At 41.1% G+C, this 11674-nt stretch carries 8 protein-coding genes; 6 read left to right on the top strand and 2 right to left on the bottom strand.

The window, feature by feature from the left end; genetic code table 11:
* The first annotated feature begins 345 nt into the window (after positions 1–345).
* Both ACFOWS_RS10505 and ACFOWS_RS10500 read left to right on the top strand, forming a co-directional pair.
* Entirely contained in the window at positions 346–2064 is a 1719-nt protein-coding gene (locus ACFOWS_RS10505) for a GMC family oxidoreductase (protein WP_379764253.1), read from the top strand.
* Positions 2065–2067: 3 nt separating this feature from the next.
* A complete protein-coding gene (locus ACFOWS_RS10500) occupies positions 2068–2781 on the top strand; it encodes a gluconate 2-dehydrogenase subunit 3 family protein (protein WP_379764251.1) in 714 nt (237 codons plus the stop codon).
* 47 nt (positions 2782–2828) lie between these two features.
* On the opposite strand, the gene ACFOWS_RS10495 is transcribed toward ACFOWS_RS10500, so the two are convergent.
* Together ACFOWS_RS10495 and ACFOWS_RS10490 are read right to left on the bottom strand one after the other, a co-directional pair.
* The gene (locus ACFOWS_RS10495) at positions 2829–3557 is read right to left on the bottom strand and encodes a LytR/AlgR family response regulator transcription factor (protein WP_379764249.1); all 729 of its coding nucleotides are present in this window, start codon (positions 3555–3557) and stop codon (positions 2829–2831) included.
* Positions 3554–4636 carry a sensor histidine kinase gene (locus ACFOWS_RS10490; RefSeq protein WP_366588446.1) on the bottom strand — a complete coding sequence of 361 codons (1083 nt, stop codon included), beginning with the start codon at positions 4634–4636 and terminating at the stop codon, positions 3554–3556. The genes ACFOWS_RS10495 and ACFOWS_RS10490 overlap by 4 nt, the downstream gene beginning before the upstream one ends.
* 191 nt (positions 4637–4827) lie before the next feature.
* On the opposite strand from ACFOWS_RS10490, the gene ACFOWS_RS10485 reads away from it, so the two are divergent.
* From ACFOWS_RS10485 to ACFOWS_RS10470, 4 genes are all read left to right on the top strand, one after another.
* On the top strand, positions 4828–5898 hold the full coding sequence (locus ACFOWS_RS10485) for a carbohydrate-binding family 9-like protein (protein WP_379764247.1): 1071 nt from the start codon (positions 4828–4830) through the stop codon (positions 5896–5898).
* 9 nt (positions 5899–5907) lie between these two features.
* Positions 5908–6315 (top strand): hypothetical protein, encoded by a 408-nt coding sequence (locus tag ACFOWS_RS10480; protein WP_379764245.1) that lies wholly within the window; start codon positions 5908–5910, stop codon positions 6313–6315.
* A gap of 357 nt (positions 6316–6672) precedes the next feature.
* Positions 6673–9792, top strand: coding sequence for a SusC/RagA family TonB-linked outer membrane protein (locus ACFOWS_RS10475; RefSeq protein WP_366588453.1), 3120 nt, complete (start codon positions 6673–6675; stop codon positions 9790–9792).
* Positions 9793–9804: 12 nt separating this feature from the next.
* A complete protein-coding gene (locus ACFOWS_RS10470; protein ID WP_379764242.1) occupies positions 9805–11493 on the top strand; it encodes a SusD/RagB family nutrient-binding outer membrane lipoprotein in 1689 nt (562 codons plus the stop codon).
* Positions 11494–11674 lie beyond the last annotated feature (181 nt).

The raw sequence follows: 11674 nt of genomic DNA, 5'->3' as shown, positions 1-11674 counted from the left end.
CGATATTTAGCTGCACAGCGGAATTTCCCAGCTTAGAGATAGTTTTTTTGATATAATCAAGATACGTTTCAGAGAATAATCGATAAGGAGGAAATGAAACTTTCATTCATTCTGAATCAAAAAAAGGTAGGCTTACAAGTATTTTATCCTTTAGCTTTTTTGTTGTTATTAAGCTTCGTAAGAGGGTCGTTGGTCTAAAAATTACGGATTCTAATTTGAAAATTTTGAATATTCATCATTTACCCAAAACGAATCAAATAGTGTAAGGGACCCATAAAGGTTCAATTCCGCTTTTTGGGGTTTAATGAAAATAAAATCAGTGTTAAATAAGAATTTAAGAACACAATGCAGATAATTGAAAATTCAACGGTCTATGATGCCATTATTGTTGGCTCTGGAGCCGGTGGAGGAATGGCCACAAAAGTATTGGCCGATGCAGGTCTAAAAGTGGCTGTTGTTGAAGCAGGTCCATTTTTTGACCCAGCAGACCCAGAACAGCGAACCCAACTACGATGGCCATACGAGTCCCCACGAAGAGGGGCAGGAACCGTTAGGCCATTTGGTGATTTTGATGCTGCTTACGGTGGCTGGGAAATTGAAGGGGAGCCCTATACTCATGCAGAAGGTACAAAGTTCGATTGGTTCCGTTCCCACATGCTGGGTGGGCGTACCAACCACTGGGGGCGTATTTCGCTTCGTTTTGGACCAGATGACTTTAAGCATAAAAGTATTGATGGTTACGGTGATGATTGGCCCATTGGTTATGACGATGTAAAACCCTACTATGACAAGGTCGATAAATTAATTGGAGTCTTTGGTACCAATGAGGGGCTTCCTAATGATCCAGACGGTTATTTTCTACCGCCGCCCAAACCTAGGTTGCATGAACTTTTCTACATAAAAGGAGCAAGAAAATCTGGCATTCCGGTGTATCCATCACGGATGTCCATGCTAACCAAAAGAATAAACAATGAAAGGGGGGTCTGCTTTTATTGTGGACAGTGTTCAAGGGCCTGCCAGGTGTATGCCGATTTTTCAGCCGGTACCTGTTTAATATTCCCTGCCCAAAAAAGTAAAGGTCAAGTAGACCTGTTTGTCAATTGTATGGTGCGCGAAGTCACGGTTAATGATGAAGGTAAGGCTACTGGAGTGTCGTATATCAACAAAGAGGACAGAAAAGAATATAAGCTCAAAGGAAGAGTAGTGATATTGGGTGCTTCGGCCTGTAGCACCGCACGAATTCTTATGAACTCCAAAAGTGCTCAGCACCCCAATGGCCTGGGGAACAGTAGTGACCATGTGGGTAAATATCTACATGATTCCACAGGGGCGGACCGAATGGCCTTCATTCCAGATTTGATGAACCGCGATATGTCTTACAATGAAGATGGTGTAGGTGGCATCCATGTGTATTCACCATGGTGGAACGACAAAGGAAGTGATTTTCCCAGAGGATATCATATTGAACCCTGGGGCGGGGGTGGAATGCCCAGCTATGGTACCGGGTTCAACGTCAACGATTTCAATAAGTTCTTCGGCACTAAGGCAGGAGGTTACGGAGACGTACTCAGAAAAGATTTGAAGAAGTACTATGGTGCCGTTGTGGGCATGAGTGGTAGGGGAGAATCCGTTGCCCTAAAAGAAAATTATTGTGAAATAGACCCTAGCACCGTGGATGAATGGGGTATTCCGGTATTGCGTTTCCGCTACAAATGGTCAGATTTGGAACGTAAACAGGCCAAGCACATGCACGATACCTTTGAAGAGATATTGACCAACATGGGCGGAGAGCTCATTGGTGAGAAACCAGGTCCCGAAGCTGATTATGGACTTCATGCACCCGGCCGTATTATTCATGAGGTGGGTACTACCCGAATGGGCGATGATGCAAAAACATCGGTCACCAATAAATACCAACAATTGCATGATGTTGACAATGTTTTTGTGGTGGATGCAGGGGTTTTTACCTCGCAGGCCGATAAAAACTGTACATGGACCATCTTGGCGCTCTCTTGGAGGGCATCGGATTATATCGTAGATCAATTGAAAAAGCAAAATTTATAGGCAATGGATAGAAGGAAAAGTTTAAAATCAATTGTTTTGGGTTCTGTGGCTGGAGGTCTGGCCCTAAATGGTTGTAAACCTGGAACCGAAGTTGCCATTGATGAAAAGACAATTGAGAGCACTGCGGTAAAATGGCGGACCGAAAAAGAGAATGAGCACGTTGCCGAACTGTATGATGAGCAATTTTTTAATGAACATGAATTGGCCACCATGACCGTTCTGTGCGATTTAATATTACCAGGCAGCGAAGAGTTCAAAAGTGCTTCGGATGCCGATGTGGTTTCTTTTATTGAATTCATGGCGAAAGACATTCCTGAAATGCAGACCGACCTCAGGGGAGGTTTAATGTGGTTAGATCACAAGAGCAATACCGAGTTTGAGATGGAATTTAAGTCCGCCACCGAAGCGCAACAGAAAACCATTTTGGATGAAATTGCCTATTATGATGCCAATATTCCAGAGAGTGAACGACCCTTTGAAGTCAATTTTTTCTCATTGGTTCGTAATCTCACCATGACCGGATTCTACACCACAAAAATTGGAATTGAGGAACTAGGCTACAAAGGTAATATGCCCAATGTATGGGACGGTGTGCCCGATGATGTTCTAAAGAAGCACGGAGTTTCCTATGACCCGGAATGGGTGGCTAAATGTGTGGACCAGAGCAAACGTAACGACATTGCTGAATGGGATGAGAATGGAAATCTCATCACATAATTTATCAAGTACATAGACAAAAAAGCTTGCCGTTGCGGCAAGCTTTTTTAATCTGAATTTTTGCTTCCTGTTGAAGAGATGGAACGTTCTAAAATAATACCCTTTACATCTTCAAGATAGCTTCGGCCAATAACGTATCGTTTTCCTGCGATTTCAACACTGTTGCCTTCCAAGGCATCTATTTTATCCAAAGAGACAGTATGAGATCTATGAATTCTTATAAACCTGTCACTTGAAAGTTCGTCTGTGAAAGCACTCAAGGTTTTATGCACTATATGATTTCCCTTGGTGGTAATGATTTTGATGTAATCTTTTAGGCTTTCCACCAAAATAATCTCATCCAAGTAGATTTTTTTCATTTTCTTTTTGTCCACCTTCACAAAGATATGGTCTCGGGTGGTATCCCATTTAGGGTGTTCCTTGCATTTAGCAATGGCTTTGTTCACCGCTTTTATGAATCGGGGTAAGGAAATGGGCTTTACCAGATAGTCCAAAACCTCTTGATCAAACCCTTTGGCCGCATGCTCCGCATGGGCAGAAGTTATGATTACCATGGGCTTCTCATCCAAACTGTCAAGGAAACTGAAGCCATCAATGATAGGCATGTTCACATCCAAAAAAAGAAGGTCTGGTTTATTCTCTCGCAAAAAGGCAAGGCTGTCAATGGCATTATTGAACACGGCCATTTCCTCGAGTTCTTTGATTTGTTCAATATAATTTTGAATAACCTTTACCGCCAAGGGTTCGTCATCAATAATTACACATTTAATATTCATCTGAGTTTGAGCTTTAAGTTCACAATATATTCATCCAATTCCTCATGTATGTCAAGTTTGTACTCATCTTCGCCATACCGTAATTTCAATCTTTTCTCAACATTCAAAAGCCCTATACCACCGGCATATTTTTCTTTGGTGTGTAAGTGGTTTTTTGGTTTGGTGTTCCTGATCTCAAAATAAAGAAACTTTTCTTCAATTCTGATATTGATGCTTATCCTGACCTTGCGTATATTTTGATTTGCCCCATGTTTAAAGGCATTTTCAATAAATTGGACCAATAACATTGGTGCGATTTTCTTTCCCTTTGGATTTCCGATTATCCTAAATTCAAGTTGAAGATTCTCATTGTACCGAATCTTCTCAAGGTCTAGGTAATTCTGTATAAAGACCAGTTCTTTTCGTAAACTTTGATTCTTGTCCTTGGTTTCATAAAGCACATAGCGCATCAAATCCGAGAGTTTAATAATGGTCTCCGGAGTCTTATCCGATTTTTCCAGACTCAGTGAGTAGATATTGTTCAAAGTATTGAAGAAAAAGTGTGGCGAGATCTGGGCCCGCAGAAACCGAAGTTCGCTTTCCAATTGTTCTTTTTCCAATCGGGCGGCCCTTCCGGTTTCCCTGAGCCAATCAATGGTCAATTTTATGGAGGCCACAAAGGTGATTACATAAAGTTCGCCTAACATCATTACAACAGTATAGTTGAGGGTAAGGCTATGGGTTTCAGGACCTTCGGGCCAAACATCCTCTCTAATCAAGAAATAAGTGAGAAGATATTTAATGACCACCATAACAAAAATGGAAGAAAATAGGATGACAATGAACTGTATGATTTTCCGCTTAAAAATAAAACGTGGAATCAAATAATAAATGGTAAAATAAGTCAGAAAAATATGTATGGGAAACCCCAAAAGATTGGACTTCAAAGAATAGACATAATCATTGAAATAACTGCCCCATCGCAAAAAATTGAAGGTAAAATAGATAAGCCAGAATATTACATGATGCAAGGGGGTAATCTTGAACTGTGTTGCAGCATTTACCAAGAACCTATTTTTGACCTTTTTTTGAAGTTGCATCTGGCTAATGATTACATTTTTTGAACATTTGGCTTCGCTTAGCTGTCATTGGTCTAATAAAGCGCATAAATCCCGATGAAATTAGGAATTTTTACAAATAACTAAATATTGAACGGATTTATATCGACTTAAACAGCTTTCAAATGTAACCAAAGCAATCGTTATAAATCCTTTAAATAGATTTCGGTCAAATGTCAAAAATATTTCAAATAGTAGTGTTGTGTCTATCCTTGGTAATGGGAGTCTCCTGTTCTGGACAACAAATTGAAAGACCGCAATCCATCATTGTGTACAAAACCAATGAGCCTATTAAAGTTGATGGGCTGGCCAATGAAACCTCTTGGGGCAAGGCGGATGTATCCCATGATTTTATTGATATTAAAGGAGTAAAAACGCCAAGGTATAAGACCAATGTACGGATGTTATGGGACGAAAACTACCTGTACTTCTATGCTGAAATGGAAGAACCCCACGTTTGGGCCAACCTAAAGCAACGCGATACCGTTATTTTCTATAACAACGATTTTGAAATCTTCATCGACCCCGATGGTGACACCCATAATTATTATGAGTTCGAAATGAATGCCCTCAACACCGTTTGGGATTTACTTCTTGTTAAACCCTATAGGGAAAGTGCTCCTGTGGTAGACAGTTGGGAAATTTTGGGATTGAAGTCCGCTGTGCATGTCAATGGCACTTTAAATGATGCTTCGGATACAGATACTGGATGGAGTGTTGAAGTGGCCATGCCGTGGGAGGTGTTGAAAGAAGCGAGTGGCAGCAATATGATTCCTGAAGATGACTTCTGGCGTATTAATTTTTCTAGAGTAAACTGGGATTTCGACCTGATTGACGGAAAATATTCCCGAAAAAAGGACGAAAACGGCAAATTTCTTCCTGAATACAATTGGGTGTGGTCTCCACAAGGGGTGATTAATATGCATGAACCCGAACATTGGGGCTACGCTTATTTTTCACCAAAAGTGGCTGGGGAAGTAGATAGTTTTAAGATTCCAGAGGATGAACAAATCCGATGGATGTTGTATGGACTTTATCGAGCACAGAAGAAATATTATTCTGAGAATGGTTCATGGGCAAACCAATTGGATGCGCTTGGGAGAAAATCTATTTTAAAGGATGGTACCAAAGTGAATCTTGATATGGAAGTGCATCGTATGGGGTGGTCCATTCAAGCAAAGAGCCCATTTACCGGTAAAATATATGCCATAGCGCAAGATGGAAAATACCTTGAGATTAATTAAAAAGACAAGATGAGAGGATTTCATGTTATCTTATTACTCCTTTCCACTTCCCTGTTTTCCTGCATGGACAACATTGGTATGAAACCCAATGCAAAAATTGTGGCAAAGGGCGGTAACGATTTTGTCTATTGGGTATGTATCGCAGTGGATTCAGAAAAAGAAACCGATGCGTACATAGAAGAATTTAAGCGGTATCGGTCCAATGGGTTAAACATTATTTTGGTTAATAACAACGAAGATTCTGTATTCCTGAACCATTTAATTGCTAGGGCAGAGACTGAAGACTTGGAAGTCCATACTGCCCATAACGTTTCTGAAATGACCTCCGACAAACTGAGCGAGGCTGTGGAGCAGGCCAAGAAAAATGGTACTAAGAAAGCCTTTTTCTTTGATTATTCTGTTTTGCAGGACAGGTAAGCAATTATCTCTTTGAGTGAGCTTGGCTGGAGGCTGAAATTTATCAACCATTAAACTGTTCATCTTACCGCCATTCTGGTTGCTTTGTTTTCTTTCACAAATCACTCCTTATTGCATTTTTTTTGGTGAAACTTGGAGTCTGGTTAAAATCCAATAAAAAAAACAAACCTATTTTATGTATCTCACTTTTTGCACGGCTACTTTAGGAGTTATTCATAAACAAAACCTCCCTTCGGCTTTTCACCATTGTTGTTGGTCGAAATTTTTTCTACAATGCCTAACAAATAAGGATTTTCACTACATATGTTAACTTTAAATTAACGTATTTCTTAATTACTAACTGTCAAATAAACTAACATGATTCAAAAACTTAAGTATGTATTTGTTTTTGTTGCTTTGGTATCTATCCATGGAGCTATGGCGCAAACAATTACCGGAACGGTTTCTGACGAAGCTGGTGTGCCGTTACCTGGGGTCAACATTGTTGAAAAAGGAACCAGCAACGGGGTTACATCCGATTTCGATGGAAATTATGGTATTACTGTATCCGACAGCAATGCCACTTTGGTATTTTCCTATTTAGGCTACCAAACCTTAGAGATCCAGGTTTCGGGAAGAACAACGATTGATCTGACCTTACAAGAAGATACTGAGCTTCTTGATGAGGTGGTGGTAACCGCCTTGGGTATCAGTCGAGAGAAAAAATCACTAGGTTACGCCGTAACCGAGGTGCAAGGAGATGAGGTTTCCTTGGTAAAGGAGCCCAACGTGGTAAACTCCCTTGCCGGTAAAGTGGCTGGGGTAGTGGTTTCCAGAACCACTTCAGGTCCTGCTGGTGGTACCCGTGTGGTTATTAGGGGTAACAATTCCATTAGTGGAAACAACCAACCTTTATATGTTGTGGATGGGGTGCCAATTGATAACAGTGCCCTAAGTGCTCCTGAAGGTGCAGGGGAATTCAGTATTCCCGATTTAGGTACTGGTATCTCGGATATAAACCCTGATGATATTGAGTCCATTTCTGTGTTGAAAGGTCCAAACGCAGCGGCATTGTACGGTTCAAGAGCTAGTAATGGTGTTGTGATTATCACCACAAAGAGAGGATCCATGAAGAAAGGATTGGGTATTTCCTTTACTTCTAGTGCTACATTCGAGAATCCTTTTGTTTTGCCAGAATACCAAAATGAATATGGTAGAGGTACTGATGGAATTTTTCCACAGGTAAATGCCAATGATCCTTTGGTTACCCAAGTAAATACAGTAACAAGTACCAACTCATGGGGTCCCCGCTTTGATGGAACCCAACAATTGGAGTTCAATGGACAACAAAGGGCTTATGTTGCCCAGCCTGATAACGTGAAGGATTTCTTTGAAACAGGTACAAGCTTTATCAATACACTGGCCTTGAGTTCAGGTAATGATAACGCTTCCGTACGGTTTTCCTATACCAACTCTGATTTGGATGCTATTTTGCCCAATTCAAGTGTGGATAGGGATAACTTTAACCTTCGCGCTTTTTCAAAGCTTTCAGATAAATTAAGTTTGGATACCAGGGTTACCTATTTCCTTCAAAAGGCTAAAAACAGACCAACACAAGGTACCGAAGGTGTAATGGCCTATCTATGGCCTTTAGAAAGAAATGTAAGTATTGAGGATCTTATGGTTTTTCAAGATATTGAAAATCCAATTGATCCGGCCAACCCGTATCGTGTAATTGCACCATCATCTGCAGGAGGTAACCCATACTGGATTTTGAACAATGATTCCAATATGGACAGAAGGACCAGAGTGTCTGGTTTCGCGAAACTACAATATGAGTTCACGGATTATCTTTCCGCTTTTGTGCGCGTTGGTACTGATGCCATTACCCAGGACACGGAGGCAATCACAAGAACTGGACATCACTTTTTCCCTTCAGGTAGGGTGAACTATGGTCAGAACAAGAGAACGGAAACCAACTACGATTTTCTTTTGATGTTCAATAAGGACCTTAGTGATAAGTTCAATCTTAACGCAAACGTAGGTGGAAATGCATTGCGTTTTTCTACCATTAGCTCCAGCACACGAGGTGAAAACATAAAAATTCCAGGAAGACCTTTCTTGGACAATACCGAAGAATTGTTTGCCGAGCAGAGCGCATTGATAAAGAAAAATGTGAACTCCTTGTATGGAGCCGTCTCATTGGCTTATGATAATATGATCTACCTGGACTTTACAGGAAGAAACGATTGGTCATCTGCTCTAGCCGCAGAGAATCGGTCCTATTTCTACAGCTCTGCAAGTTTGAGTGTTTTGTTGAACGAAGCATTTGATCTAGGAAACAAAATTGATTTGTTTAAATTGAGAGGTAGTGTTGCCAGTGTTGGTAACGATACGGACCCACAGCAATTGGTGAATCTATTCAGAATTGCAGCCAATGGCTTTTTGGATAATGTAACCGTAAGCCGAGAAAGAACTCTTTTTAGCCAAAGCTTGCGTCCAGAGGATGTTAAGTCAACAGAATTTGGTTTAGAGCTAAGAGCATTCAACAATAGATTCTTTACTGATATCTCTTATTATGATATTAGCTCAAAGGATTTGATTTTTGATGTGCCATTAGATCCAGGTGCAGGTTTTGATAATTTCAGGACCAACGTAGGGGAGATCACCAACCAAGGTTTTGAAATATTGGTCGGAGGTAGACCTATTCAAACCCAAAACTTCTCATGGGATGTCTCTGCCAATGTTTCCAGAAACAAGAACAAGCTGGAAAGCTTGATTGATGGTCAGGACTTCTTCGAATTTAGTAGCAGTAACTCAGGAACTGTTTCCACAGTGGCTAGAGTAGGCGAAGGATTCGGGGATATTGAGGCTACTACTTGGCTGCGAAATGATGCCGGGGAAATTGTAGTAACCGCAGAAGGTAGGCCGCAAGCCACTTCAGAACGTGTCAAGGTTGGAAATTACCAACCTGATGCCGTGGGTGGTTTTACCAATACTTTCCGTTATAAGAACCTTACCCTGAATACTCTTATTGATTTTAGAATTGGTGGAGAAGTCTATTCAGGTACCGATGCCGGTTTGGATGCCCAAGGGGTTTCAACAAGATCTTTGGAGTTCCGCGAAGGTGGGGTTTTGGTTGATGGTGTTGTGGATAATGGTGATGGAACTTTCTCTCCGAATACCACTACAATAAGTGCTCAGGATTATTGGGGGTCAGTAAGTGGTATTGGGTCTGAATATGTGTACGATCAAACCAACTTTAGGTTGAGAGAGGTTAGCCTTACCTATAATTTCCCTAAGAAACTCCTGGATAAAACATTCCTAACGGGAGCTTCATTGAGTGCAGTTGGAAGAAACTTGTTATTTTTATATAAGAAGGTCGATAATTTTGACCCAGAGTCAAGTTACTCCACGTCAAACTTTAGTCAAGGGGTACTTTTTTATGCCTTGCCTACTACACGAAGTTTTGGACTTACTCTAAACGTAAACTTTTAAAAACTTGCTACGATGAAAAAAATTAAATTTTTAGTATTTGGCCTTCTATGTATGGTCACAATACTTTCCTGTACAAAGAATTTTGATGAGATCAATACCGATCAAAATGGATTCCTTCCCTCTGAGGTAAGTGCTAAATTCTTTTTGACGGACACACAGTACAAATTGTACTCCCCGGACCGTTTCCCATATTGGAGGGCACATTTAATCCATGCTGATAGATTTGCAGGCCACTTCACTTTCGGATTCAGTGGTTGCTGGTGGGCCGATGATTTGGGATATAACTATAATGCCGGATATACAGATGCCGCTTACGGATGGCTTGCCGGATATTTGGGTAATATCAAGGGATTCACAGACTTTGTAAAAGAAGGTGGAGAACTTGAGAATGAGTACATGTATGCCATGGCACTTATAATTAAAGGTCTGTATTATCAAATGTATACGGAAACCTTTGGTATGGTACCTTACAGCGAAGCAGGTGTTGACGGTATTCTGACCCCAAAATATGACACCCAACAAGAAGTTTATAAAGGAGTGATCGCCGAGTTGGAGGAAGCCATGGCAATTATTGGTTCCACCGAAAGAACCGGTGTAGGTGTGGATGATGCCGGTGAGAACGATGTGTATTGTGGCGGAGACCTACAAAAATGGAAGCGTTTGGCCAACACCCTAAAATTGCGAATCGGAATGAGAGCCTTGGGTGCACCAGGGGATGATTTTGCTGCAACTGCAATTAGTGAGGCATTGGCTGCTCCCTTATTGGACGAAACCACTGGAAGTGTGGTCATGAACAAGGATTTTGTGATAAGCCAGTGGGCCGCTGCCGCCTATGGTGATGTTTGGTATAACTTTGGAACAGGCTCAGATTGGACCGTAAGTAGTACTTTGGTCAATCTGTTGCAGGATAACAATGATCCTAGATTGGATGCATATGTGAAACCAGCTAAAGGAGGAACTTTTACTTTTTCCAATAATCCTGACACACCAGACCCTAATTATCAAGAAAGACTAGACTTTATCATCTCAGCCCTTGATGGAGCAGGGGCAGAGTACACGCTTTCTACTGTGGGTGATGAAACCATAATTGAAATGCCTGCAGGGCAATACGTAGGACAACCCTCTAGGATAAATGGTGACACGTACCCTTATGTTCGTTATGATCTTTTTAGCACACCAAGTGAGCAAGTAATTCAAGCTAAGGGTGCCCAAGTGGATGCTTATCCAGAAATTATTTTGACCAGTGCTGAAGCGTATTTTTTACAAGCTGAAGCTGTCTTAAAAGGATTGCAAGGAGCCACTGGCGATGCACAAGAGTTGTTTGCCTTGGGTATTAAAGAGGCTATGAGGCTTTGGGATGTTCCTGATGGTGATGCCGATACGTACATCGCTAATGAAGCCGCTGCAGATATTACCGTAGGAACCTTGGATGAAAAACTTGAAAAGATAGCCCACCAAAGATGGTTGATGAGCTATACAGATGGATTTGAAGCTTGGGCCGTGGTTCGCGATACAGGGTATCCAGCGGAATTAGCCGCAGGGGTGTCAAATCAGACCATCTTTGCTTTGGGTACCTTGAACGGAGCTTACCCACAACGTTTACGTTATGGTTCCGGAGCTCAGGACAATCCCAACTTCTCAGCGGTTGAACCCGTACAAGGAGCAGATATGCAAGGAACTACTCTTTGGTTTGCGCAATAGGCCAAAGATTTATGAAAACAATCCAAGTGATTACTTCATAATTTGAGTTAGTTTAATTTTGAGTTAAGTAAGGTAAAGGAAGAGTTGCTCTTCCTTTACTTTTTTACGGGTACAAATCTTGGCTATCATTTCTATTTTGATATGTCATTTTTGTTGTACTTTACTTTTCTAACCTAATCCA

The sequence above is a fragment of the Flagellimonas marina genome, assembly GCF_042651185.1.
Lineage (GTDB): Bacteria > Bacteroidota > Bacteroidia > Flavobacteriales > Flavobacteriaceae > Flagellimonas > Flagellimonas marina.
Note: the sequence above shows the minus strand (reverse complement) of the source record. Positions and strands in the feature narration are given on the sequence as shown.